Source organism: Alloyangia pacifica, from assembly GCF_900116195.1.
Taxonomy (GTDB): Bacteria; Pseudomonadota; Alphaproteobacteria; order Rhodobacterales; family Rhodobacteraceae; genus Salipiger; species Salipiger pacificus.
In genome coordinates this window covers 1-25,863 of the sequence record NZ_FOZW01000016.1, presented here as the reverse complement: position 1 = coordinate 25,863, position 25,863 = coordinate 1, and the positions used below count along the sequence as shown (strand labels likewise).

Here is a 25,863-nt window from a genome sequence, read left to right as displayed (position 1 = left end):
CGCGCGGCGGCACCAGCGATGGGCGCCACAGGAAGTACCGGATGACCCGGGACGACCAGCAGGGACAGGAAAGAACATGGCAGTGAAGACGGCGATCATCGGTCTGGGCATCATGGGACGGCGGATGCTCGAACACATGCGGCTGCACGAGGGCTACACCGTCACCGCGATGTGGGACCCCTCGCCCGAGGGCTGCGCTGCCGCGCAGGCGCTGGCGCCCGAAACGCCGCTCGCCGGATCGGCCGAGGCGGCCATGGCCGGTGCCGATCTGGTCTACCTCGCCTGCCCGCCGGTGCCGCGCATGGCCTATGCGCTCGCCGCCGCCGAGGCCGGCAAGGCGGTCTTTCTCGAAAAGCCGCTGGGGGTCGATCTGGCCGCCAGCGAGGAGTTGGTGGCAAAACTCGCGCAGAGCGGCGTGCCGGCGGCGGTGAACTTCACCCAGGCGGCGGGCGAGGCCCTGCACAACATCTCGCAGGCGGCGGCCTCGGGCGTCATGGGCGAGCTGTCGGGCGTCGACATGGTGGTCACCTACGCCGCCTGGCCCCGGGCGTGGCAGCAGGCCGCCGACTGGCTGCGGTTCCGTGACGAGGGCGGCATGACCCGCGAGGTGATCTCGCACTTCCTGTTCTTCAGCCAGCGCATCCTCGGGCCGCTCTCGGTGACCTGGGCGCGCCCCTCCTACCCGGCCGATCCGGCACTTTGTGAAACCGCGCTGCTCGCCCGGCTGGAAACCCCGGCGGGCGTGCCGGTATCGATCCTCGCCAGCGTCGGCGGTGCCCAGGCTGACCGTCAGGAATTCACCGTCAAGGGCAGCAGGGCCAGCCACCGGGTCTCGAACTTCTCGGACGAGGCTGTCTCGCGAGGCGGAGAGTTCGTCGCCGTGGGGCAAGCGCCCGCAGACCCCCGTGCGGTCGCGCTGCGCGCCCAACTTGACCAGCTGCTGCTCTGCGTGGCTGGCGAGCCGCATCGCCTCGCGACACCGCAGGAAGCGCTGGACGTGCAGCGGCTGGTCGAGGAGATGCTGCGCGGCAAGCCGTGACCCACACGGCCTGACGAGCCGCTGGCAACCGGGACGCGAGGGCCAGCCCTCGCCCCGGATGCCTCGCGCGGTTGCCGTGGCGCTGTCGCAACGCTTCTTCGGCGTGAGGCTCGGGACGCAAGCGGTGTCCCGGCTCGCCGTTCCGCGAGACCGGGAGCGCCCAAGGGTCTCCGCGGCGCGCGGCAAGGGGGTCAGAAGCGACGGGCGTCCGTGGCCGCGATCCGCAACCTGTGCCGCCCCTAGACGGTCTCAGGCCTTGATCAGCATCTTGCGCGGGATGTCGCAGAAGACCTCGGGCGCGCCATCGGCGGTGATCGCGATGGATTCCGTGGTCTCGTAGCCCCAGTTCTCCATCCACAGGCCGGTCATGAAGTGGAAGGTCATCCCCGGTTGCAGCACGGTCTTGTCGCCGCGGCGGATCGACATGGTGCGCTCGCCCCAGTCCGGCGGGTAGCTCAGTCCGATGGAATAGCCTGCGCGGTTGTCCTTCTCGATGCCGTATTTCTCGAGTGTGCCGAAGAAGGCCTTGGCGATGTCCTCGCAGAGGTTGCCCGCGCGCGCCGCCTCTAGCCCCGCGTCCATGCCCTCGAGCACCGCCTTCTCGGCGTCGAGGATCTCCTGCGGCGGCGTGCCGAGGTAGATCGTGCGCGACAGCGGCACGTGATAGCGCTGATAGCAACCGGCGATCTCGAAGAAGGTGCCCTCGTCCGGCTTCATCGGCAGGTCGTCCCAGGTGAGGTGCGGCGCGGCGGCGTCGGGGCCCGAAGGCAGCAGCGGCACGATCGCCGGGTAGTCGCCGCCATGGCCGTACCACTCGTCGTAGCGCAGCCCGGCATCGTAGATCTCGGCCACCAGGTCACACTTGCGGATGCCGACCTCGACCTTGTCGGCAATGCGGTGGTGCATCCGCTCGACGATGCGCGCGGCCTGCCGCATGTACTCGAGCTCTTTCTCGGACTTCACCGCGCGCTGCCAGTTGATGAAGCCGGTGGTGTCCTTGAACTTGGCGTCGGGCAGCCCGCTCTGCAGCCGCTCGTAGGCGCGGGCGGAGAACCAGTAATTGTCCATCTCGACGCCGATGGTGCCCTTGTCCCAGCCGCGCTCGGCGAGCTTGGCGCAGAGGTAGTCCATCGGGTGGCGCTCGGTCGACTGCACGTAGTGGTCCGGGTAGCCGATGACATACTCCGGCTCCATCCAGACCGTGCGATAGGCGCCGTTGGCGTCCTGACCGCGCCCGTACCAGACCGGCGGGCCGTCGGGGCCGACCAGCACGCATTGGTGTACGTAGAAGGACCAGCCGCCGTAGCCCGCGACCCAGGCCATGTTGGACGGATCGCTGAGGATCAGCAGGTCGAGCCCCTCGCGCTCCATGCGGGCGCGGATCTTCTCGAGGCGCGCCTCGTATTCCTCGGTCGTGTAGCGCTCGGGCGTTCTTTGGAGTTCGGGCATTCAGACCTCTGTTGAAAATGCGGCAAGCGCATGGGTTGCAATTGCGGTGTCCTGCACACCGGTGCCGGTCAGATCGGCGATGGTGATCTGACCCGGGTCCGTGCGGCCGGGATGACGGCCGAGGATGATATCCCCCAGCTCGGGGATGGTCTCGGGATCGGGCGCGCATCCCGCGTTTAGCGCGGCGCGCAGCTCTCCCATCAGGCGCGTCTGGCTCACCCTGTCGGCGACGTAGAGGTCGGCGCGCGCAAGGCAACGCGGCTCCAGCTCGGACTTGCCGGACTGGTCGCTGCCCATGGCGGTGACGTGCTGGCCCGGGCGCAGCCAGTCGGCGCGCAGGATGGGGTCGGTGGCGGGGGTGGTCGTCACGATGACATCGGCAAACGCGGCGGCCTCGGCTGGATCGGCGCTGGCGCGAACCGTCAGCTCCGCCGTGCTCAGCTCTGCTGCTAGGGCCTGCGCCTTGTCCGGATCACGAGCCCAGATCACCGCTTCGGAGATGGGACGGACGAGGCAGAGCGCCTGCAGCTGCTTCCGCGCCTGCAGCCCCGCGCCGAAGATCGCGGCACGGCTGGCATTCTCGCGCGCGAGATGTCGCGCCGCCACGCCGCCCGCGGCGGCGGTGCGCACGTCGGTGAGATAGCCGTTGTCGAGCAGCACCGCCTGCACGCGACCGGTCTCGGAGGAGAGCACCACCATCAGGCCGGAGGTCGAGGGCAGCCCTTTCGACGGGTTGTCGAAGAACCCCGGCGAGAGCTTCACCGCAAAGCCCGGCAGGCCGGGCACGTAGGCGGTCTTCACATCGAGCTCGCCGTTCACGTCGGGCATGTGCATGGACAGGATCGGGGGCATTTCCACCCCGCCCTGTGCGAGCGTGGCAAAGGCGCTCTCGACCACCTCGATCGCTTGCAGGTCGAGCGAGACGCGGGCGCGCAGGTCCGCCTCGTGCAGGATGCGTATGTCGCTCATGTCTCCTCCCCCAGAATGGCGGCGTGACGCGCCGGATCGATGTTGCCGCCGGAAAGCAGCAAAACCAAGGGGCCGTTCTCGGCGCGCAGCTTGCCCGCGAGGATCGCCCCCGCGCCGACCGCCGCGGCGCCCTCGACCACCTCGCCGTCCTTTCGCGCCAGATGCCGCAGCCCGGACGCGATCTCCGCTTCGGTGAGCAGGATCAAATCGTCCATCAGGTCGCGGCACATGGCAAAGGTCAGGCGGTTGTCGAGTCCGATGCCGCCGCCGAGCGAGTCGGCCAGCGTCTCCAGTTCTTCGACCTCCACCGGGTGTCCGGCGGCAAGGCTGGCGGCCATGGCGGCCCCGCGCTCCATCGAGATGCCGACGATGCGGATGTCGGGGCGCAGCGCCTTGGCGGCGGCCGCCACCCCCGCCAGAAGCCCGCCACCCGAGAGCGGGATCGCCAGCGCGGCGGCGTCCGGGAGTTGCGAGAGGCTCTCCAGCCCCAGCGTCCCCTGCCCCGCGATCACGTCGGGATGGTCGAAGGGCGGCACCAACGCGAAACCTTCCTCGCGCTCCAGACGCCGCGCCTCCTCGAAGGCCTCGTCCTGGCTGGCCCCGATCACCCGCGCCTCGGCTCCCAATGCGTCGATGGCATCGAGCTTGTTCTGCGGCACCAGCCGGGAAACGCAGATCACCGCGGGCAGGCCAAGCTGCCGCGCCGCGTGGGCCAGCGCGCGCCCGTGGTTGCCGGTCGAGGCGGTGGTGACCCCCGCGACCTTACCGAGGCGCGCAGCGGCGTTCGAGGCACCGCGCAACTTGAAGGCGCCGGTTTCCTGATGATGCTCGCACTTCAGCCAGACCGGCCCGCCAGCCAGACCCGACAGGCTGGGCGACGGCTTCATCGGCGTGCGGCGGATCATGCCGTCGATCCGCGCCGCTGCTGCCTCGATGTCCTCCCGGGTCACCATCTTCGCACCTTGAACAACTTGCCCGGACCGTCGCCCGAGAGCCCAGCCGAGTCCAGCATCGACCAGAACGAAACCTGGTTTGAACTGAGGACCGGCTTTCCGAGCATCATTTCAAGGCGGTCGATCAGTGGCACGGCCGGCAGCGCGGTGCACGACAGGAACAGCGCCTCGGCGCGCGGGTGGTCGGCGGCACGCGCCGCCGCGATCACCGCCTCGGGCGCGAGCATCCCCATATCGCGATCGTCCGCATAATTCATCGAATGCCGTGCCACCACCTCGACCCCATGCTGGCGCAGATGCTCGGCCACGAGCCCCGTCGTTTCCGCCATATAGGGTGTCACCAGCGACACGCGCCCGATCCGCAGCGCCTCGAGCGCGCGCAGCGCGCCGCTGAGCGGCGTGGTGACGGGCGCGCGCGGCCCCACCAGCGTGACCACGCCCGCGCCGAGCACCGCGCTGGCCGAGGTGCAGCCGAAGAGGATGCCATCGAGCGCCACGCCGGGCAGGATCAAGTCTGCGGCGTCGCGCAGGCGCGGGCCGGTGCAGCGCAGGCTCTCGGGGGTTGTGGGGTTCTCGAAGGCGATGCGCGTGACGTGCAGCCGCGTGCCCGGCGGCATCAGCCGCACGGCGTCCCCCTCGATGGTCAGGTCGGTTGCCAGGGCGATCAGTCCGAAGCGCCGCAGCGCATCGCGGCGCAGCTCTTCATCGGGCATGGCTCAGATCACCAGCACCGGCGTGTCGGTCAGGCTGGTCACCTTGTGGCTGACCGAGCCGAGCATGTAGCCCTCTGACGAGCCGAGCCCGCGCGAGCCGACGACGATCAGATCGCAGCCCTTCTCCCGCGCAAAGCTGACGATGGTGCGGGCGTAGTTGCCGCCCTTGATGAAGGCCTGCACCTTCTCCGCACCCAACTCCCTGGCCTGCGCCTTGGCCTCCTCGGCGGCTTCACGCGCGACGGCGCGCATGGTGTCGTCGAGGCTGCCTCCCTCCCGGTCGCTGCCGCGCACCATGGAGAGCGAGGCCTCCAGCATCGAGTGGTGCCGGTAGACCGTCAGAACGAGGATCTCCGCACCGGTGATCTTCGCCAGTTCGGCGGCCTTGCCGATCGCCTCCCAGGCGCCGTTCGAGCCGTCGTAGGCGACGAGTATGCGCTTGAACATGCCGGCCTCCTCACTTTCCGAAGGCAAGGTCGCGCAGGAAAAGCGCGATCTGCGGGAAGAAGATCAGCATCACCGCCACCGTCAGCAGCATGAAGATGAAGGGCGGCGTGCCCTTGACCACCTCGGCATAGGGGCGCTTGAACACCGCGATGGCGGTGAAGATGTCGCAGCCGAAGGGTGGCGTGGCACTGCCGATGGCCACCTGCAGCGTGATGATCGTGCCCACCAGCACCGGATCAAGCCCGACGCTCTCGACCACCGGCGCGAAGATCGGCACGAGGATCAGGATCACCACGATCGGATCGACGAACATGCAGCCGACGAAAAAGGCGATGGAGATGGTGAAGAGCACGCCGTATTGCCCCATCTCGTCGATGCCGATGCTGCCCAGCACCTGCTGCGGGATCTGCGCGAAGCTGATCACGTAGGAAAACGCCGCCCCTGCCCCGACGAGGATGAAGACCACGGCGGTGATCAGCCCCGTCGACTTGGCCGTGGCGTAGAGCTGCTTGACGCTCATCTCGCGAAAGACGCCCATCTCGAGGATCAGCGCGTAGAGCACGCAGGCCGCCGCCGCCTCGGTGGGCGAGAAGATCCCGCCGTAGATGCCGCCGACGATGATCAACGGAAAGCCCAGCGGCCAGAGTGCCCGCCGGATCGCCCTTCCGCGCTCGGACCAGCTGGTCTTGGGCTCGGTGGGCACGTTGTGCCGCACCGCGTAGAAGTAGGAATAGATCGAAAAGAGCACGAGGATCAGCAGCCCCGGACCGATGCCGGCGATGAACAGCTCCGAGATCGAGGTGCCCGAGACCACGCCGTAGATGATCATGCCGATGGAGGGCGGGATCAGGAAGGCGATGTCCGAGGCGTTGACGATCAGCGCCAGCGCGAAGCTGTCCTTGTAGCCGGCCTTGAGCATGCGCGGGCGCAGCGGCCCGCCAACCGCGACCACCGTCGCCTGCGTCGAGCCCGAGACCGCGCCGAAGAGCGTGCAGGCCGCGGCGGTCGAGACCGCCAGCCCGCCCTTGAGGTGGCCGACGAAGGCCATCACCAGATCGATCAGCCGGTTGGCGGACTGGCCGCGGGTCATGATGTCGGCGGCAAAGATGAACATCGGCACTGCGATCAGGCTCGCGGGGCGGATGCCGCCGAGGATCTGCTGCACCATCGTGTCGAGCTGGCTGACCCCGCCGAAAAGCGCGACAAAGCCGATCAGCGATCCGGCAATCAGCGGGATCATCATCGGAAAGCCCAGCAGGAGCAGCACGATCATCGTGCCGAAGATGGCAAGGGACATGTCTCAGACCTCCTCTTCGCCGGTGTCGTCATAGCCTTCGAGCGTGCTGGTCGAGAGCCAGATGTCCTTGTGCAACAGGTTCTTGATGGCGGTCAGCGTGTATTGCAGACCGGTCAGGAAGAATCCCAGCGGCGCCCAGACGATGATCCACCAGACCGGGATTTGCAGCGCCGGCAGCAATCGCCCGCGCGAGGCCTGTGCCATCACGTAGTCGAGCGCATACCAAGCCAGCAGGAACATCGCCGCCGCGGTCACCGCCGCGATCAGCACCATCAGCGCCTTGCGCAGCTTCGGCGGCGTGGCGTCGAAGAAGGCCGACATGCGGATGTGGCGGCCATGGCGCGCGGCATAGGAGATGCCGGCGAAGGTGATCAGGATGATCAGTGCCTGGTTCAGCTCTTCCGAAAAGAACAGGCTCTGCGACAGCAGGTAGCGGCCGACCACATTGGCGATCGTGTTGAGCGCCATGAGCAGCACGCCGAGCGCCAGCAGCACCGCCTCGATACGCGCGATAGCCACGTCGATGACGCCCAGAATGCCCGGCAGTCCAGAGACATAGCCGGAATCGTCGATGTCGTCGTCCACCGCCGAGGTCTGCACTTCGGCGAGCATGTCGGGATCGATCGCGGGCGGGTTCTGTCGGTCAGTCTTCATGCCGCTGTCCTTGAGGCTGTCGGGTGAGATCCGGGATCGGCACCGGCCGCCCTTGCGCGGGCGGCCGGTCCGGCTCCGTGTCGGACCTTGTCAATCGCAGGGGGTGCGGGCGCTCAGCCCTCGGCCGCCGCCGCGAGATCGGCCTTCAGCTGCTCGAGGATCGCCTGCGCCTGGTCGCCGCCGATCTCGAGGAACTCCTGCTCAACCGAGTCCGCCGTCTCCATGAAGGGCTGGCGCTGCTCCTCGGAGAGATCGGTGATGGTCATCGAGGGTTTGGCCTCCATGATCTTCTCCAGCGACTCCTCGGTCAGACCCTTCTGGTAGTCGATGATGTAGTCGAAGGCGGCGCTGATCGCGTTGTCGATCACCGTCTGCTCCTCTTCCGAGAGCCCGTCGTAGAACTCCTTGTTGGCCATCACCGCGGTGGTGAAATTGTTGTGGCCGGTGCGGGTGATGTAGTCGGTCACCTCGTACATCTTGGTCGACTCGATGAAGAAGGCCGGGTTCTCCTGACCCTGGATGATGCCGGTCTGCAGCGAGCCGTAAACCTCGCCCCAGGGCAGCGGCGTCGGCGTCGCGCCGAAGGCCTGGTAGCTCTCGACCAGCAGCGGGTTGGTCATCACCCGAAACTTCACCTCGTCGAGATCGGCGGGCGACTCCACCGGCGCGGTGGTGGTCATCATCACCTCGCCCTCGGGGAACATGGTCAGCAGCTCGAGACCCTGATCGGCATAGAGCGGCGGGAACATCTCGTTGATCGCCTTGGAATTCTTGAAGAAGCTCGCAAGCTGCGCCTCATCCTGCGGCAGCAGGTAGGGCACAAAGAACACCTGTGCCTCGGGGATCAGCGCGCCGGTGAAGCCCGGCGACTGGTCGACGAACTGCAGGATGCCCGATTGCGCCTGCTCCATCGTGTCGGCAGATTCGCCGAGCGTGCCGAAGGGAAAGAGCTGGATCTCGTGGTCGGAATTGGCCTCGACCTCCTCCTTGAATTTCTGGGCGAACTTGCCCTGCACCTCGTCCATCGCCTCTTCGAAGGCATAGCGCCAAGTATCGGCCAGAGCGGCGCCCGAACCGAGGAGAAGCGCCGCGGCGCTGGTGGCTAGGAGTGTCTTGTAGGTCATGTCGTACCCCCTGTCGTGGGGCCCCGGCGCCAAGGGCGGCAGGGCCTGGTTTCAGGTTGCGGGTCACGGCCCGCGCGGATGCGCCCAGCCTCAAAGCCGAAAAAACTCAAGTCAATGTCTATATTAAATCATGACAATTCGGGGCGAATCGCGATCTGCCTGTCAACCCGTGGGTTGTCCGGGGGCGGGAAGCAGCGACGCGAGAATGCCCAGCGCCTGCTCCAGCTCACCCCGACCGAGCCCTCCGAGACACACCCGGATCGCGGGACGGCGGTCGGTCACCGCGAAGTTCGCCCCCGCAGCCACGGCAACGCCATTGCGCAGCGCCTGCCGCTGAAATGCCCGTTCTGCAATGCCTTCGGGCAATGGAAGCCATCGATGCAGTCCGTGGGCAAAGCCCGCGCTGCCCGGCCCCAGAAGGCGCTGCGCCATCCTGTTCCGCGCGGCCAGTTCCTTGCGGTGGGCCTGCAGGATCGTGTCGGCGACGCCGCTCTCCATCCAGTCGGCAGCGATCTCGGCGATAATTGGCGTGGCCATCCAGGAGACGGACAGATGCCTGTTAACCGTGCGCTCCGCGAGATGATCGGGCATTGCGAGGATGCCGAAGCGCAGTCCCGGGGAGAGACATTTCGTCAGCCCGGTGAAATAGAAGCTCCGGTTCGGGGCGAAACTCGCAACCGGCGGCGGGCGACGCGTCACCAAGGGCCCGAGCGGATCGCATTCGAGCACGAAGAGCCCGGCCGCCTCGGCGACCTGAGCCAGCGCCGCACGGCGGTCGCTGTCCATCACCTGCGCGTAGGGGCCGGCACCGGAGGGCAGCAGGTAGACCGCTTTCATCTGCCCGGACGCAGCAGCGGCGGCCTCGGCCAGCGCCTCGGGCAGCATGCCCCGCGCGTCGTGGGCGATCCCTTGCAGGCGCAGCCCGAGCTGTCGGGCGGCGGGCTTCAGCGTATGACTGGTCGCGGCTTCCGTGGCGATGACGTCACCGTGCCGGGCCACGGTCATCAGCGCGACGAACATCGCCGGTGTTACCCCGTTCGCCACCAGCACGCGAGCGGGTCGCGCGATCAGCCCGCACCGGGCAAGCCAGTCCGAAGCCGCAGCCCCGTAGCGCGCCAGCGTCTCCCCGGGCCGCAGTCCGAACATGGTCTCATGCGGCAGTTTCTGAGCAATGCGCTGCATCGAGCAGCGCCAGGCATCGGCGATCTGCGGCAGCTGCACCGGGCTCATCAGCGACAGGTCCAGCCGCGGACGGCTTTCCCTTTTGCGATGCCAGGGGATCTCGACGGTTTCGCGCGGGCCGGACTTGACGAAGGTGCCACGCCCGACCTCCCCCGACACCATGTCGGCGCGGATCAGTTCCTCGTAGGCCCGGCTCACCGTCTGCACCGAGATGCCGAGTTGCCAGGCCAGTTCACGATGCGCCGGCAGGCGGTCGCCGGGGCGCAGCGCCCCGTCCCCGATGGCGGCAACGATCCCCTGCGCGACGCTGCGGTAGGCGGGACGGGTGATATCCTCGGGAATGAGCGGCCAATGCGACATGCCTGGCAGGGTCGAGCACGATCGGCGGCTTGTCCAGATTGACAACTCGGGTTTTTCGCCGGAACAAGCAGGACATGGACTCCACCCGCCTCGATACCAGGGACATTGCGATCCTCGCCACGCTGAGCCGTGAGGGGCGCATTGCCAAGACCGAGCTCGCTGCGCGCGTGAACCTTTCGCCGACCCCCTGCTGGGAGCGGATGAAGCGGCTCGAGAAGGCCGGGCTCATCACCGGCTATCGCGCCGAGATCGACCTCGCCGCTCTGGGTCCGCACGTGCAGGTCTTCGTCACGCTCGAACTCGACAGCCACCGCGCCGAAAGCTTCCAGATCTTCGAGCGCACCGTCGCCCGCATGGACGAGATCACCGGGTGCTGGGCGATCGGTGGCGGCTATGACTACCTGATGCAGGTGGTCACGACCGACGTCGCCGCTTTCCAGGAGCTGATGGACGGGCTTCTGGAAAGCCGCGCCGGAGTGCGCCGCTACTACAGCTACATCGTCACCAAGCCGGTCAAGAGCGACCCGCCGGCGCTGGGGCTGCTGCGCGGTTAGCGGCACTTGCGGCCGGGCAGAGAGTTCCTCTCCGCCGCGCCGCCCCGGCAGAGGAATTTTCTGCCGTCGGCCCGAAGTCCCGGAGATCTCTCTGCCCGCATTCCCTCATGCTTGGGGCATCCAAGGAGGTGCGCAGGCATGAGCGATCTTTCGAACAAACCGACGTTTGGACTGTCCGACCCGGAGCTGCTGCCGGGTGGGGGTGATTTTGCCGGGGACGGCCGTCTCGCGGTGCGCGACCCGGCCAGCGGCGCGCTGATCGCGCAGGTCGCGATCAGCGATGCCCATGGCGCGCGGGCCGCGGTCGATGCCGCGGATACGGCCTTCGAAGGCTGGGCCACCACCCTGCCGCAGGACCGCGCCGCGATCCTGCACCGCTGGCACGCGCTGATCGTGGACGCCAAGGAAGATCTGGCGCGCATCATGGTCGCCGAGCAGGGCAAGCCGATCAGCGAGGCCCGCGGCGAGATCGACTACGCCGCCAGCTTCGTGCAGTTCTACGCCGAAGAGGCACTGCGCCCGAACATCGAGGGCGTTACCAGCCACCTGCCCGACGCCGAGATGGAGCTCTGGCGCGAGCCGGTGGGTGTTGCGGCGCTGATCACCCCGTGGAACTTCCCCTCGGCGATGATCACCCGCAAGGCCGCCGCCGCGCTCGCTGCCGGCTGCACCGTGGTGATCCACCCCTCGGCCGAGACCCCGCTGTCGGCGCTGGCGCTGGCCGTGCTCGCGCAGCGCGCCGGCTTCCCGCAGGGCGTGGTCAACACCGTGGTCGGCGATGCCGCCGCCATCGTCGGCGAATGGACCTCGGACAAGCGCGTCCGCGCGCTGTCGTTCACCGGCTCGACCGAAGTGGGCCGCCTGCTCTACCGCCAGTCGGCCGACTCTGTGAAGCGCCTCGTGATGGAGCTCGGCGGCCATGCCCCCTTCATCGTCTTCAAGGGCGCCGACATCGACCGGGCGGTGACCGAGGCGATCAAGGCCAAGTTCGCCACCTCGGGTCAGGACTGCCTTGGCGCCAACCGCTTCTACATCCAGCGGCCCGTCTATGAGGAGTTCTGCGCCAAGTTCGCCAAGGCCGTCGAGGTGCTGAGCCTTGGCCACGGCATGGACGACCCGGACATCGGCCCGCTGATCCACGAGCGCGCCATCGATAAGCAGCAGGCGCATGTGGACGATGCGGTGGCCAAGGGCGCCAGGCTGCTCACCGGCGGCTCGGTCGACGCCGGGCTCGGCAAGCTCTTCTACAGGCCCACGGTGCTGGCCGATGTGCCCGACGAGGCCGCCATCATGTCCGAAGAGACCTTCGGGCCGGTCGCACCGCTGACCGTCTTCGACGATGAGGAGGAGGTGATCGCCCGCGCCAATGCCACCGAGTACGGGCTGGTCGCCTATGTCCACAGCCTCGATCCGCGGCGCATCTACCGGCTCACCCGGGCGCTGCAATTCGGCATGGTCGCGGTCAACCGCACCAAGGTCACCGGCGCGCCGATCCCCTTCGGCGGCACCAAGCAATCCGGGCTCGGCCGCGAGGGCGCCCGTCAGGGCCTCGAGGCCTTCACCGACATCAAATACGTCTGCCGCGACTGGGGCTGAGACCCGCGCGCAGACCAGACAGGACACCAAAGGAGACGACATGCTGACCAACGACCAACTCGCCAAGTGGGACCGCGAGAACTTTTTCCACCCCTCGACCAACCTCGGCCAGTTCGCCCGCGGCGAGGGCGCGCAGCGCATCGTCACCGGCGGCAGTGGCGTGCACATCACCGACCGTGACGGCAACCGACTGCTCGACGGCTTCGCAGGGCTCTACTGCGTCAACGTCGGCTACGGCCGCACCGAGATCTCCGAGGCCATCGCCAAGCAGGCACATGAACTGGCCTATTACCACGCCTACGCGGGGCATGGGTCGGAAGCCTCGATCACCCTGTCGAAGATGGTCATGGATCGCGCGCCGAAGAACATGGCGCGGGTCTACTTCGGCCTCGGCGGCTCGGACGCCAACGAGACCAACATCAAGCTCATCTGGTACTACAACAACATCCTCGGCCGCCCCGAGAAGAAGAAGATCATCTCGCGCTGGCGCGGCTACCACGGCTCGGGCCTGATGACCGGCTCGCTGACCGGGCTGGAGCTGTTCCACAAGAAGTTCGACCTGCCGCTTGCGCAGGTGATCCACACCGAGGCGCCCTATTACTTCCGCCGCCCCGACCTGAACATGTCCGAGGCCCAGTTCACCGCGCATTGCGTTGCCGAGCTGGAGGCGCTGATCGAGCGCGAGGGCGCTGACACCATCGCCGCCTTCATCGGCGAACCCGTTCTGGGCACCGGCGGCATCGTGCCCCCGCCCGAGGGTTACTGGCCGGCGATCCAGAAGGTGCTCGACAAGCACGACATCCTGCTCGTCGTCGACGAGGTGGTGACCGGCTTCGGGCGGCTTGGCTCGATGTTCGGCTCGGACCACTACGGCGTGAAGCCCGACCTCATCACCTCGGCCAAGGGGCTGACCTCGGCCTACGCACCGCTGTCGGCCTCGATCGTCGGCCAGCGCATGTGGGACGTGCTGTGCCAGGGCACCGACGAATACGGTGTGCTGGGCCATGGCTGGACCTATTCCGCCCACCCCATCGGCGCGGCGGCGGGCATCGCCAACCTCGAGCTGATCGACAAGCTGGGGCTGGTCGAGAACGCGGCAAGCACCGGCGCCTACCTGGTGAACACCATGCGCGAGGCGCTGGGAGATCACCCGAACGTCGGCGAAGTGCGCGGTGAAGGCATGCTCTGCGCGGTGGAACTGGTCGCCGAGCGCGACGGGCGCGAATTCTTCGACGCCTCCGAGGGCAAGGGCGCTAAGGTCGTCGCCGCGATGCTCGAGCGCGGCGTGATCGCGCGCGCCATGCCGCAGGGCGATATCCTCGGCTTCGCGCCGCCGCTCTGCCTGACCACGGAGGAAGCGGACAAGATCGTCTCGGTCACCAAGGATGCGGTCGCGGCCGTTCTGGGCTGACGCAGCGTGCAGAAGGGCCGGCCTGACCTCTGGACAGCGCCGGCCCGACATCGGCGCGCCCGATGCGCCCGGGACACGGTGGGGACTTTCTTGGCGGGCGTGTCCCGCCCCGAGCCCGGCCGTGCGCCCGCTGAAGCGTTCGGCGCGCAAGAACTGGGCGCTCCGCGGGGCGATCAGGGCCGGCCTCCCCGGGGGCGCTGTGCCACAGCCCAACGGGGACACCGCGTCTATTGCAAGGTGTCATTCCTTGGGCGCAGCGAAGGATTTCTGGGGAGTTCGAGTGGTGACCGCGACGCCGACGTCCAGCGGCTGGACCCGCTTGCGCAGATAAACCCACATCATCGACATGGCGGCGATCGAGAAATAGCCATCCACGGCGTAGTGGTAGCCGCTCCAGATCGACAGCAGCAAAATTGCCCCGCAGAAAAGCGCTGCCGGCAAGGCGAGGATCGCGGAGCGCTCACCGCAGTAAATCGCGACAACCGTGGCGACCGAAACATGTACCGAAGCGAAGGCGGAAATTCCGGTTCCGAAGCTCTGCCGGCCTGCGGAATACGCCTCCCACAGGTAGTCCTGCAGCGCGCCCATTGTGGAGGTCTCGACGCCGGCAAAGCGCAGCGTCCAGGTCAGCATTGCAAAGCGATTGCTGTCGTAGAGACGGTCATAGAACACTGGCCCCACCGACATCCCGCCCAGCGCCACGAGATTGCCTATGACGATCCAGCTTGCACAATAGAGGACGAGGTAGCGCTTCACCCGCGTCTGGTCCTCGTCGAGGGCCACGAGGATGACCGGAAACAGGAATGCCGCGATGAGCCAGGGCCCGTGATAGAGGGGCGTAAGGATCAGCATGACGTCCGGGCCAAAGATGCGATTGATCACCGCCCAGGGGTCCGAATTGCCGTGCAACCATGCGTCGATGCGCGCCAGATAGGGGTCGGCGTAGTAAGGAACGATGGCAGGCATCGTCGTCTTGAAAAGCGTGAAACCCAGATGCAGCGCAAGAACGGCCGCAAAGACCAGCGCGACATTGGCGCAGGCCCTTTTGCTGCTGTGCCCGCGGCGCATCTCGGCGCGCATCGCCCAGATCGAGATCAGAGCCGCGACGACGCCAACATACCATAGGGAAACATCGAGGTCCCCCGTCACTGTGTCGAGCACGTCGGCGACAACCCGGTCGCGAAACCCAACGGCCAGCAGAAAAGAGAACACCGCGTAGGCCATGCCGAAGGTGAAAAACGCAAGGGTGGGGATCATCACCTGGCTCCTTCTCTGCTCGCTGCGCATATCGACATGGCGGTCCGAAATAAGGGTCTCAACTTCAGTCATCTAGGCGCCATGCGCCCGTCGGAAAGGTTCGTCGCGATACAAGCGGCTCGGCTATCGATCCAGCCCACGGCGAGACGTGGAGCCAGACCGCCCCCGGGATTTGCCCGCTCAAGCCGGGGTATCTGTCCAACACATCTACCTATGACCAACCGAGCCGCGGTCGTCCGTAAAGGCGCGGCCTTCAGAGACGCGGGTTTGGGTGTAATCCTCGGGCAGGCCGTCGAGGGCGTCAAGCGGAGCCGGGGCAGCCGCAAGCAGCACGTTGCCGCGTCCCCGCGCGCTTGTCGGGCCACGTACCGCCTCCACATGAGGGTAGAGCCCGCGCAGGATGGCATGAACCCCGCGCGAGAGTGGTCCGTCGGGCCGGTCGATCAGGTTCACGTAGACCGGCCCGTCCACGATGCTGCGCAGGCGTTCAAAGGTCTCGCGGGTCACCAGGTGGGCCGGGACCGACCCCGAGGAGAAGGCATCCATCACCGCGGCATCGAAGCGGTGTTCCGTCTCGTTCAGATAGACACGGCCATCTGCGTGAACGAGGCCGAGGCGATGAGACCCGCTTTCCGCGCTGATGGCTGCGTCATATCCGGTCCGCCTGATTGCTTCGCCGGCCCGCGGCAGGTGATCGCGTACGACCTGCGTGACAAGGGGATCGATCTCCACCGCCACGGCCCGCGCCTTCGGCCGTGACGCCAGAAGCTCCGTCGGCAGTGTGTAGCCCCCGCCCCCGACAAAGAGCACCGAAGGTGCCGGGCCGAGATCGCGATCCAGCCGGTCCCAGAGCCACTGCGTATAGGGAAGCGCCAGCTCGCCCGGCTCTGCGGTCGACGACAGCCGTTCGGCGGCCTGAATGGTGCCATCCGAGACCAGCATGACCTCGGGCCCGCGTTTCACGACATCGAGGCAGGACAATCCGGACTCGTAGCGGCAGGCCGGGGCCCCCGCCAGCCCCGCGAGCGCGACGAAGCCGATAGCCGAGATGCAGACGGCGGTGTTGGGCCCGACTGCCCCCGAGGGGCGACCCCGCGCGAAGGGCAGGCACAGCAGCGCCGCGGCGGCGCAGGCCGCGAAGGTGGCCGTCGAGCCGATGAGCGGAAGCGTCACGAAACCGGCAAGCACGGCGCCGAAAATCGCCCCCACCGACCCCGCTGCCAGAACGATCCCCAGAGACGAGCCTTCGCGCCCCGGCCGCGCCTCGATTGCAAGCTTTGCCAGCAGCGGCGAGGGCAGCGTGACGAAGACCGAGGCCGGGAAGAAGACGAGGATCACGGTGATCATCATCCCGCCGGTGCCGCGCGCCCCCCAGGAATGAAAAAGCCCGAGCAGGGTCGGCGAGACCGCCATGAGCACCGCCGTCGCCACCAGCGCGCTCCGGACATTGCCGAGCGCGACCATGCGTGGGCGTTCGGCGACAAAGCCCCCGAGGGCGCTGCCGAGTGAAAATCCCCCGAGAACCGTTGCGATGACGCTGGTCCAGGTCAGCAGCGAGGTGCCGAAAAAGGGCGCAAGCACGCGGCCCGCGGCGATCTCGTATGTCAGCCCGACCGCGGACAGAACGAGGATCAGAACGATCGTGACCGAAAACCGAATGGTGACCTCCTTCGGCGTGATGCGGCATGATGAAGACCGCCCGCCTCCTCTGACAATTTCCAGATCGCCCGAACGGCGCGGACGAGAACTGCAGCGGGGCCGAAAGGATCAGCCCCGAAACAAGAAGGTAGAGAGGGCTTTCCCGAAATCACCTGCCTCGGTGCCGAAACGACAGCGAATTGCCGAAATGGCTCGGCGCTGCAGGGCCCGGTCAAAAGGCTGGCTCGGCGCGATGCCAAGCTGTCAGGACAGGTGCGATGCCCACCGATACCGGCCTGCCGCAGGCCGCCCGGCTGGCGTCGCGGCTGCGATCGGCGATAGGGCGCTGATCACCGGCGGGCCGCTCGCAGTGGTGGCGCTTCTTCGATACCGCTGCCTTGGTGCAAGTCGGCGCGCCGGCCTCGCCGGTGCCGCCTCGAGCAGCGTCACGTCACCAACCGAATGAAAATAGATGAAACCACTGGACCTCATTGTCGTCTCGACCTTCTGCGTTTCCCTTCTGGCCCTCGTCATCCTGTCCTTCTTCGAGCCCGGCTACGGGCTTCCCGGCATCGCCCTGCTGTTGCTGGTCTTCGGGGTGCTGGTGCTGCTGATCAGACGCGCCAACCGTCCGACGTCGGCAAGCATCGCCGCGATGCGGATCAAGCGCTGACGCAATTCTGGCGCAGGGCGTCCCTCCCCCGAGGGCGCTCGCCCGGGCCGGCGGTATGACCATTTCGGACACTCGCGCCGCACTGCGGAACCGCCAGGACAGGTGTCTCAACCGTACGGCTTCGGCTCGGTGCTGCACGTGCGGGTTCATCACTGCGGGCTGCGACTCCGTCGGCTGCCTTCCTGTCTCGGCGGGTCTGGTCGGGGGGATCATCGCGGATTGAACAACTCAGGGAATCCAGGCAGGAATTTGATACGCGGAAAAGTTGCGCTATCTTACTTACGCTGCGGAAGGTTTTCGCGAGCCCCTCCGAGAACTCGATGCAGGTCAGAGAGTCACGAACTCAGGGAGGAGACAATGACTCATCGTCCATCCGGTGCCCTTGCGGGCACAGTTGTTCCGCTTGTGGTCGGCTCATTCATATTCGCGCAGCCGGCGCTGGCGCAAACCGGCACCAACACCACCAGCCTGCAACACGAAGTCGTCCTCGACGGGTTGGAAAACCCCTGGGACATGGCGTTCCTCGACGATGGCACCATGTTCTTCACCGAGAAATGCAAAGGCCTGTCGGTGCTCATGCCTTCGGGAGAGGTGAACGCCCTGCTCGGCATGGGCGGCAGCGAGGGCTACCCGTCGACCGAGGACGACCTGTTCTGCGAAGGTCAGGCCGGGATGATGGGCGTCGCCATCGATCCCGCCTTCGCCGAGAACCGGCGCATCTACGTCTACTCGACGTCGAACATGTCGGACCCGCACACCAATCGGCTCATGCGTCTGGTCGTCGGCGATGACTTCACCTCGGTCTCGGACCGGACCGACATCGTCGAGGATGTACCCTACAAGATGGCGGCGAGTGACCACCCCTTCGGCGGGCCGGGCGCGCACAACGGCGGGCGCGTCCGCTTCCATCCCGAAAGCGGCCTGCTGTTCCTGACCACCGGCGACAACCACAACTCGGAAATCCCGCAGAGTCCGACGATCATGGGCAGCAAGGTGCTGCGCATGGACACCGATGGCAACGCGGCCCCGGACAATGCCCCGCCCGAAGGGTTCGACATGCGAACCTACACCTACGGGCACCGCAACGTGCAGGGCCTCGCCTTCCACCCCGAGACCAATACGCCGATCGTGGCGGAGCACGGACCGTGGCATTCGGACGAAATCACCGTGCTGGAGAATGGCGGCAACGGCGGCTGGGACCCGCGCCCCAACATGGCCGGGCGCAGCGATTGCCCCGGGAACTACTGCGGCTACATGCCGAACCAGAACGAGGGCATGAACCGTTTCGAGCGGGCGGCCTTCATGCCGATGACCGACTTCGAGACCTATCCCGACGCCATGCCGCCGATCTGGAACAACAACGGCTGGTCGCAGGGCACCTCCTCGGCCGCCTTCCTGACCGGCGAGCAATGGGGAGACTGGGACGGCGCGCTGGTGGTCGGCATCATGGGCATCGGCTTCGGCGGCACCCCGATCGGCCAGCGCATCGATGTGATCCAGCTCGACAACAGCGACGGCATCTCGGTGCTGGACGTGACGGAGATGACCCTGCCGATGGAGGCCGGACGTTTCCGCTCGCTGGTGCAGGGGCCGGACGGCAGCCTCTACGCCGCGGTTGACGAGGGCACGATCCACAAGCTCACGCCCGGCATGTAACCTGACCCGGCTCCGGTCACGCCCCCTCCCGGGGCGTGGCCCCGATCCCCGGCGCCCGCAGCAAGGGCCGCGTCAGCGATCGTACATCGGGCCGAAAACAAACGCGCCGTCAAGCTCGTAGCGCTGATCATCCACACGGAGGATGAGCCGGTCTCCGTCCCGCTGCCAATCGATATCGGTCCCGACACCCGACATGGTGGCATTGGCAGAAACGAAGCCCCCATCCGAGAACTTCAGAATCCGCGAAAAGCCATTGGGAAAATCGACCCGAACCGCGGCTGTTCCCGCGCCGCTGCGGGCGACCCGGGCGTCGCACGCTTCCAGGGGCTGACCGATATCCTGGGCGCAGAGCACGGCTCCGGCGTCATCGAATTCATTCCGCCGCGCCCGCGCAACCGCCTCGTTCAGCCGCTCCGATGCAAGGGTGCCCGCCCCGTCACTGTCGGCCAGCACGCCACCGGCCTGACCGAGGAGTGCTGCGCAAATCGCCACTGCAAAGGCGTCCGGTCGCGTGGCATGCCGCCCTTTGAGAGGATCGTCCCCCAGCCGCCGAGAGCGCTCGGCGCTACTCCAGCTCGGTGGTGATATAGGCCACGACATTCTCGATGTCCGCGTCGCTCAACTTGCCTGCAATCGGATACATCAATGCAGAGTTCGGGCCCACGGGTTGCTTGGCGCGGTAGGCCGTGAGGCGCTCGGAGAGATACTCGGGCCCCTGGCCGATGAGCTTGGGAAAGCTCGCCATGCCCTTGGCGGTCGGCCCGTGGCAGTTCTTGCACACTGACTGGTACACGGACTCCCCGGCGGCGCTGTCCTGGGCCGCGGCGAAAGGCGCTGTCATAAGCCCCGCCGCCGCGAGGCTTGCGATTCGAAGTGTGTTCATGATGTCCTCCCTGCCTGAGAAGATATCTCCGCCCCGAGGCGAAACAAGCGAGCACCGGGGGTCATGCGCGAAGGGGACAGTGCCCTGCGGTCGCCATTGCAGCACATCCGGCCTGCAGGAAAGGCCTCCGGTGCGTGAAATTCTCTGAAGACTCCCCCGGACCACCGGGCGTCGTTTCGCTGTCGCGAAAGAGGCGCGCAAGCGAAGGTCTGGCGCCGACGCGATTCAATCGACGCAAAAGGGCGCATCGAGGGCAGCCATCCGCACCTTGCTGGCGGTGGTGCCGGGCGCCGCTTGCGACCGGGGTCCGATCGGGCCTGCCGCCCATGCCGGTTTCGGCGCGCACGGGGACGTCGCGAATTTTCCGGTCATGCAACCTGCAGCGCCTGCGGTCTTTCTGGACCCTCCCGGGCATCACGACGTCAGTAGCGATGCGGCCCCTTGCACAAGACGTCGCCCACCACCAGATCGACGCGGGCAAGCGACCCGATCGCCGCGAAGGCCCCTGACCCGTGCCTAACCGGCGGTGAAGCCCAGCCCCTCGATCCGGGAGGCCGCAAGCCTGTCCTCGTCCCAATCGATCCCGAGACCGGGGCTGTCGCTCGGGTAGGCCCGGCCGTTCTCCATCCGCATGGGCGCCTTGGTCAGGTCATCCAGCTGCGGGATGTATTCCAGCCACGGGGCATTCGTGATCGCGCAGACGAGGCTTACGTGCAGCTCCATCAGGAAGTGCGGACAGACCGGCACATTGTGCGCCTCGGCCATGTGGGCCACCTTCATCCAAGGCGTGATCCCTCCGATGCGAGCGACGTCCACTTGCACGACGCTTGCCGCGTTTCCGACGAGGTAGTCCTTGAACTGGCTGAGCGAATACATGCTCTCGCCCACGGCGACCGGCACGGATGTGCGCGCCGACAGGACCGCGTGGGAGGCGACGTCGTCTGCCGGCATCGGCTCTTCGAACCAGGCGATGTCGAGCGGCTCCAGCACCTTCGCGCGCCGGGTCGCCTCGGCGAGATTGAAGGACTGGTTGGCATCCACCATGATCTCGAACGCGGGGCCCACCGCCTCGCGGACCGCCGCGAGCCGCTCCCGGTCCTCGCTCAGGTGCGGGCGCCCGATCTTGACCTTGCTGCCCGCAAACCCGGCGGCCTGCGCCGAAAGCGCATCGGCGACAAGATCGCCGGTCTCGATATGCAGCCAGCCGCCTTCGGTCGTGTACATCGGAACGCTGTCTTTCGCCCCTCCCAGCATGCGCCAAAGCGGCAGCCCCGCCCGCTTGCAGCGCAGGTCCCAAAGCGCCGTGTCCACGGCCGCCAGCGCAAGCGACGTGATCGCCCCGACGCTGGTCGCATGGGTTGAAAACAGCAGGTCGCGCCAGATGCGCTCGATCGCCTCGGCCTCCTGCCCGATCAGCCGGGGTACCAGTGTCTCGCGCAGGAGCGACATGATGGCGGGACCGCCCTGCCCGATCGTGTAGGAATAGCCGAGCCCAGTTGCGCCGTCGGCATCCGTGATCCGGACGAAGGGCGTTTCCTGGCTCATGAAGCTCTGGATCGCGTCGGTGCGCTTCACCTTGGGAAGCAGGTTCGCCATGAATATCTCGACGCGCTCGATCTTGGCCATCAGTCCCTCGGGGTTGCGACTTGGATGCCGAGATGTTGCAGCTCGCTGGCACATTTGGTCAAGATATTGCTCAAGCGGCGTCTCGATCACCTAGATGGTTCCGATTGTCGGCGCCCAAAAGGGGACGACTGCAACCCATCTTGCGTGCCCTAGCAGGGTCCGCTGTCGTGCGGGATCACACCAGAAGATCGGCGGACGAAGGTGCCGGAATGAGCCCCCAATAGTCGCCGTCCTGGAACCACGCGAACGCGCTCAGCGCAGCTTCAACCTGACCGCGCCCATCAATAGCAACCACGGATTCAATGCTCGAGATGGATATGCCCAGGCTCGAAAGGACCGACGTCGCTCCAAGCGTCTCAAAGGCGTCGAACGTGGTCTCATCGAGAACCACGTAGAGCGTGTCCGTGCCCGATCCGCCCTGCAAGACGTCCTGCGACAGGCTCGCCTCCCCCTCGAGCGTGTTCTGGACAAAAATGAAGACGTCATCCCCGGCCCCGCCCCTGACAAGATCATCCCCCAGCCCATCGATCAGGACATCGTCTCCCGAGCCGCCCAGAACCGTATCGTCGCCACTGCCGCCGTCGAGAATGTCTGCGCCCCTCTCGCCGCGCAGAAGGTCGTCGCCCGATCCGCCGGACACGATGTCATCGCCGGGACCTGCGAAGACCCGGTCATCCCCCGAACCTCCGAAGACCACGTCATCGCCCGCCAGCGCGAGAACCGTGTCATTGCCGCCCATCGCAAAGACGGCATTGTCACCGCTGGTCTGGAAGTTGAGCGTACCGAAGTCGCTCAGCGCGGACGTGCTGCCACCCGCCATCACGAAGGCGGCATAGGCCCCCCAGGCCTGGTGCACGGCTTCGGCGGGATGGATCGGGTCCCAGAATCCCACCTGATCGCTGTCGAAGGGCGCACCGTCGATGAGGAACTCGGAGCGGTCGGCGACAATGCCGAACCCGCCGGGGTCTTCGGTGATGGCGCTGGCCACGGCGGCATAGTCGATCACCTCGACCGCGATCCCCTCCCCGCGCAACTGCACGGCGCGCGCAGCCAGAAGCTCGTTGTAGAGGCCGACCGCCAGGTCAGACAGATCAGACGTCAGATCGTCGAGCGCGTCGCTGCCCGGAAAGAACGAGCCGACCGGAAGCGTTCCGAAATAGACCGTCGTGACACCCGCAGAATGCAGGCCACGCGCAGCCGCTTCCAGCATGTCGAGCAGCTCTCCTATGACCTCGCCCGTCGCGACGATCACGTCCAGCGCGCCGCTGCCTGGCTGATCCAGGGCCTCTCCGACGGCATCGGAAAAATCATTCGCACCGATGAAGAGCACGGCACTGGCATCGGGCGCCAACGTCCCTGCCGGCAGAGCGGCAAAGCGTGCCAGCTGCGCGCCGAGATTGGAGTCATAGCCCGTGCCCGGTCCAAAGGGCTCTTGCGTCCCCAGCGCTCGCGCGCCGGCATTTGCGAAATTCAGGATCGTGTCGCCGCTCACGTCACCGGTATAGATGGCGTGGGTGAATTCATTCGTGACGGCCTGTTCGGGTCCGAACCCGAGGGCCTGCGTTTCGACCAGTGCCTGCTGCGTGGCCAGTTGCCGCGCCTGCAGCTCGGCCTGGGCTATTTCCTCCGGCGAAGGGTCGGGACCCAGCGCGGCGATGAGCCCCGGGAGTATCTGCGCCACCAATGACTGCACCAGCGCTTCGAATACGACACCGACATCTGTGAGACTGTCACCGAAATAAATGATCTGACTGCCGGAGGTGGGCATGGGGAATTCCTCTGCTGAAAATGCGACGCCGTGCGAAATCTCTTCCCCAGTCTAGCACATCCTTGGCGCCAATCGGCTCCGAGATGATGGGGCGACCGGACGGCGACCGTCTCGGCTTTCAGCTCCATGCCTCTGCAGCCAGCAGGATCGGGACAGATCGCCAGTGACCTCCCCGAGCAAATGGATGCGCCGCGCGCGCACCTCGGAACGTAGAAGGGACAGCAATGCCGTTTTTCTGAATCTGTCCGGAGGAATTGCGCAAACGGGATCGCCATCGCGTCGCGCAACACGCTCGGCACCGGCAGTCAGATCAACAAAAGACCACCTGCGCTCTCTTGGCATTCCTAGCTGATCGCCTTCCGGAAGCCTCTCTCCTGTACACGGAGCATCTCTTCGGCGCGCTCGCATTCGGGCGTGCCGGGCGCGCGTCGGTGTTCAAAGCACGCAAGCATCAGTTCAATCTCATCAGCGGTCGAGCACACTTCGTCTTCGCCGGCTTACAAGTTGTCTCTTCGTCACTCATCTTGCCCTGGTACGTCAGGACATCAGTCATGGCTCAGGCGCTCGCTAGCCGAGATCGGAGCATCCTCGGAGAGCCCCGAATTCTTCCCGATACCAGCAAGGGACGATCCCTTATCTGCGTGTACCGAGGCCAAGCGTGTCGGCGCGGAACGCGCCATTCTTGATTACCAGAAGCTGGACACTGGAGGGCCTGAGCCAGCCCATTGAAGTGGTCCACGCGCGAAGCCTGAAATCCGATAGGATTTCGGCGAACAGGAGGACTACGGAATGGCTGGAAAGCGCGAGTAGCCGGAAGACATTGCCACCAAGCTGTATCGGCGCAGGAAAACCATCCACTGACTCTCCCTAGTGCCAGGCCGGGCGGGCGGAGATCGAGAAGCGCTCCGCGACCTGCTTGTCGGACAGGAAGCGGTTTCCGCGCGAATTCTACGGAACCGCATGCGTGTTGGGCGACACGCAGTCGCTGGCACCCTGCCGCGGCCCGCTCACAGAGCACGGACTGCCGCCCGGAGCTGCCGTCACGGAAATCACTTCGTCGGTTGAGCCTTGATGCCTGACCTTGCCCTCACACGCATCATCGTACGGAAACAGATCGAGCTGGTTTGCTTTCTCAGAGGTCACACGACCACCCTTGTCAAAGGGTAGCTCGGCAACATCCTGCACCAGCAGCTACGGATTATTTGGATGGAAAACTCACGACCTTCGCAAGTGTTCTCCATATGTTTCTACATGCATCAGGATACGTTTGATCCGCAAGCGAAATTTACCCGGCTTTACCGTGTGGGGCTGAGTGTGGGTGAGCCAGCCCCTTTGAAGTGGTCCACCCACGAAGCCGGAAATCCGATAGGATTTCGGCGAACAGGAGGACTACGGAATGGCTGGAAAGCGAGAGAAGCCGGAAGACATTGTCACCAAGCTGCGTCAGGTCGAGGTGCTGCACGGCCAGGGCCTGTCGATGGCCGATGCGGTGCGGCAGATCGGGATATCGCAGCATACGTTCTACCGGTGGCGGAAGCAGTATGGCGGGATGAACCGGGCGCAACTGTCGCGGCTCAAGGAGCTCGAGAAAGAGAACCTGAGGCTGCGGCGGGCGGTGTCCGACCTGACGCTCGAGAAGCTGATCCTGACCGAGGCTGCACGGGGAAACTTCTAAGCCCTTCGCGCCGCCGCAAGTGCGTGGAGCATGTGCGCGAGACACTCGGCATGTCCGAACGCCGCGCCTGCCGGGTGCTCGGCCAGCACCGCTCCACACAGCGCAAGCCGCCCCAGGGCCGGGAAGATGAGGCGCGGCTGACCGCCGACGTCATCGAGTTGGCCCGGGAGTATGGCCGCTACGGCTACCGCCGGATCGCCGTGCTGCTGCGCCGGGCCGGCTGGCAGGTGAACCACAAGCGGGTGGCGCGCATTTGGCGGCGCGAAGGGCTCAAGGTCCCACACAAGCAGAAGAAACGCGGTCGGCTCTGGCTGAACGACGGCTCCTGCGTGCGGCTGAAGCCTGAACATCCCAACCACGTCTGGTCCTACGACTTCGTTCAGGACCGGACCAGCGACGGCCGGGCTTACCGGACGCTCAACATCCTCGATGAATATACGCGGGAGGCGCTGATGATCCGTGTCGACAGGCGACTGAACTCCACCGATGTCCTGGACGCCCTGACGGACCTGTTCATCCAGCGCGGCCCGCCGCGGTTTATCCGGTCTGACAATGGTCCCGAGTTCATAGCGCAGAAGGTCCGCGACTGGATCGAGCTGGTGGGGTCAAAGACCGCCTACATCGAGCCAGGGTCACCTTGGGAGAACGGCTATTGCGAAAGCTTCAATGCGCGCTTCCGGGATGAGCTACTAAATGGCGAGATTTACTACTCGTTGAGGGAGGCGCAAATCCTCATCGAAAGATGGCGAAAACACTACAACATGGACCGGCCACATAGCGCTCTTGGATATCGGGCGCCCGCGCCAGAGGTCTTCATCCCCATGGATCGAAGCCCGACCATGCATTAGGCTCAGGACCCATTGATTGTGCCAGAGGGGCATGATTCACCGTGCGAAAACAGAGCGGTGATATGTCTGATCTCTTCTGGCTGAGCGATGC

22 protein-coding genes are annotated in these 25,863 nt (G+C 66.2%); 7 read left to right on the top strand and 15 right to left on the bottom strand.

Annotated elements, in window-relative coordinates:
- The first annotated feature begins 76 nt into the window (after positions 1–76).
- On the top strand, positions 77–1,039 hold the full coding sequence (locus BM397_RS25125) for a Gfo/Idh/MocA family protein (protein ID WP_092429850.1): 963 nt from the start codon (positions 77–79) through the stop codon (positions 1,037–1,039).
- Between the two features lie 249 nt (positions 1,040–1,288).
- On the opposite strand, the gene doeA is transcribed toward BM397_RS25125, so the two are convergent.
- The 9 genes from doeA to ehuR form a co-directional block, all read right to left on the bottom strand.
- On the bottom strand, positions 1,289–2,488 hold the full coding sequence (gene doeA / locus BM397_RS25120; protein WP_092429848.1) for an ectoine hydrolase DoeA: 1,200 nt from the start codon (positions 2,486–2,488) through the stop codon (positions 1,289–1,291).
- The gene (locus BM397_RS25115) at positions 2,489–3,457 is read right to left on the bottom strand and encodes a cyclodeaminase (RefSeq protein WP_092429846.1); all 969 of its coding nucleotides are present in this window, start codon (positions 3,455–3,457) and stop codon (positions 2,489–2,491) included.
- Complete coding sequence (gene eutB, locus BM397_RS25110; protein WP_092429844.1) at positions 3,454–4,410, bottom strand: hydroxyectoine utilization dehydratase EutB; 957 nt, start codon at positions 4,408–4,410, stop codon at positions 3,454–3,456. Before eutB ends, BM397_RS25115 begins: the two co-directional genes overlap by 4 nt.
- Complete coding sequence (locus BM397_RS25105; RefSeq protein ID WP_092429842.1) at positions 4,404–5,123, bottom strand: maleate cis-trans isomerase family protein; 720 nt, start codon at positions 5,121–5,123, stop codon at positions 4,404–4,406. Before BM397_RS25105 ends, eutB begins: the two co-directional genes overlap by 7 nt.
- 3 nt (positions 5,124–5,126) lie before the next feature.
- The gene (locus tag BM397_RS25100) at positions 5,127–5,570 is read right to left on the bottom strand and encodes a universal stress protein (RefSeq protein WP_092429840.1); all 444 of its coding nucleotides are present in this window, start codon (positions 5,568–5,570) and stop codon (positions 5,127–5,129) included.
- Positions 5,571–5,580: 10 nt separating this feature from the next.
- The gene (locus tag BM397_RS25095; protein WP_092429838.1) at positions 5,581–6,867 is read right to left on the bottom strand and encodes a TRAP transporter large permease; all 1,287 of its coding nucleotides are present in this window, start codon (positions 6,865–6,867) and stop codon (positions 5,581–5,583) included.
- Between the two features lie 3 nt (positions 6,868–6,870).
- Positions 6,871–7,479 (bottom strand): TRAP transporter small permease, encoded by a 609-nt coding sequence (locus BM397_RS25090; RefSeq protein WP_092429977.1) that lies wholly within the window; start codon positions 7,477–7,479, stop codon positions 6,871–6,873.
- 155 nt (positions 7,480–7,634) lie between these two features.
- The gene (locus BM397_RS25085) at positions 7,635–8,645 is read right to left on the bottom strand and encodes a TRAP transporter substrate-binding protein (protein ID WP_092429836.1); all 1,011 of its coding nucleotides are present in this window, start codon (positions 8,643–8,645) and stop codon (positions 7,635–7,637) included.
- Between the two features lie 162 nt (positions 8,646–8,807).
- On the bottom strand, positions 8,808–10,187 hold the full coding sequence (gene ehuR, locus BM397_RS25080) for a MocR-like ectoine utilization transcription factor EhuR (protein ID WP_092429834.1): 1,380 nt from the start codon (positions 10,185–10,187) through the stop codon (positions 8,808–8,810).
- 74 nt (positions 10,188–10,261) lie between these two features.
- Between ehuR and BM397_RS25075 the strand changes: the two genes are divergently transcribed.
- The 3 genes from BM397_RS25075 (at position 10,262) to BM397_RS25065 (ending at position 13,748) form a co-directional block, all read left to right on the top strand.
- A complete protein-coding gene (locus BM397_RS25075) occupies positions 10,262–10,741 on the top strand; it encodes an Lrp/AsnC family transcriptional regulator (RefSeq protein WP_092429832.1) in 480 nt (159 codons plus the stop codon).
- Positions 10,742–10,879: 138 nt separating this feature from the next.
- On the top strand, positions 10,880–12,337 hold the full coding sequence (locus BM397_RS25070; protein WP_092429830.1) for an NAD-dependent succinate-semialdehyde dehydrogenase: 1,458 nt from the start codon (positions 10,880–10,882) through the stop codon (positions 12,335–12,337).
- A gap of 40 nt (positions 12,338–12,377) precedes the next feature.
- A complete protein-coding gene (locus BM397_RS25065; protein WP_092429828.1) occupies positions 12,378–13,748 on the top strand; it encodes an aspartate aminotransferase family protein in 1,371 nt (456 codons plus the stop codon).
- 240 nt (positions 13,749–13,988) lie between these two features.
- On the opposite strand, the gene BM397_RS25060 is transcribed toward BM397_RS25065, so the two are convergent.
- Together BM397_RS25060 and BM397_RS25055 are read right to left on the bottom strand one after the other, a co-directional pair.
- Entirely contained in the window at positions 13,989–15,005 is a 1,017-nt protein-coding gene (locus BM397_RS25060; RefSeq protein WP_092429826.1) for a phosphatase PAP2 family protein, read from the bottom strand.
- Positions 15,006–15,212: 207 nt separating this feature from the next.
- Positions 15,213–16,613, bottom strand: coding sequence for a fused MFS/spermidine synthase (locus BM397_RS25055; protein WP_256218782.1), 1,401 nt, complete (start codon positions 16,611–16,613; stop codon positions 15,213–15,215).
- Positions 16,614–17,115: 502 nt separating this feature from the next.
- On the opposite strand from BM397_RS25055, the gene BM397_RS25050 reads away from it, so the two are divergent.
- Both BM397_RS25050 and BM397_RS25045 read left to right on the top strand, forming a co-directional pair.
- A complete protein-coding gene (locus BM397_RS25050) occupies positions 17,116–17,316 on the top strand; it encodes a hypothetical protein (RefSeq protein WP_092429822.1) in 201 nt (66 codons plus the stop codon).
- A gap of 357 nt (positions 17,317–17,673) precedes the next feature.
- A complete protein-coding gene (locus BM397_RS25045) occupies positions 17,674–18,972 on the top strand; it encodes a PQQ-dependent sugar dehydrogenase (RefSeq protein WP_092429820.1) in 1,299 nt (432 codons plus the stop codon).
- Positions 18,973–19,044: 72 nt separating this feature from the next.
- Here the strand turns inward: BM397_RS25045 and BM397_RS25040 are convergent, their stop codons facing one another.
- The 4 genes from BM397_RS25040 to BM397_RS25025 all read right to left on the bottom strand — a co-directional run bounded on the left by BM397_RS25040 (position 19,045) and on the right by BM397_RS25025 (position 23,249).
- Positions 19,045–19,464 (bottom strand): hypothetical protein, encoded by a 420-nt coding sequence (locus BM397_RS25040; RefSeq protein WP_092429817.1) that lies wholly within the window; start codon positions 19,462–19,464, stop codon positions 19,045–19,047.
- A 73-nt stretch (positions 19,465–19,537) separates the two neighbouring features.
- Entirely contained in the window at positions 19,538–19,855 is a 318-nt protein-coding gene (locus tag BM397_RS25035) for a c-type cytochrome (protein WP_092429815.1), read from the bottom strand.
- Between the two features lie 516 nt (positions 19,856–20,371).
- Entirely contained in the window at positions 20,372–21,481 is a 1,110-nt protein-coding gene (locus BM397_RS25030) for a mandelate racemase/muconate lactonizing enzyme family protein (RefSeq protein WP_092429813.1), read from the bottom strand.
- Between the two features lie 175 nt (positions 21,482–21,656).
- A complete protein-coding gene (locus tag BM397_RS25025; RefSeq protein WP_092429811.1) occupies positions 21,657–23,249 on the bottom strand; it encodes an SGNH/GDSL hydrolase family protein in 1,593 nt (530 codons plus the stop codon).
- A 1,396-nt stretch (positions 23,250–24,645) separates the two neighbouring features.
- Here BM397_RS25025 and BM397_RS25020 point away from each other — a divergent pair.
- A protein-coding gene (locus BM397_RS25020; RefSeq protein WP_092429809.1) for an IS3 family transposase occupies positions 24,646–25,772 on the top strand; the annotation gives its coding sequence in 2 pieces (ribosomal slippage) (positions 24,646–24,910 and positions 24,910–25,772; 1,128 coding nt in all).
- The last annotated feature ends 91 nt before the right edge of the window (positions 25,773–25,863 follow it).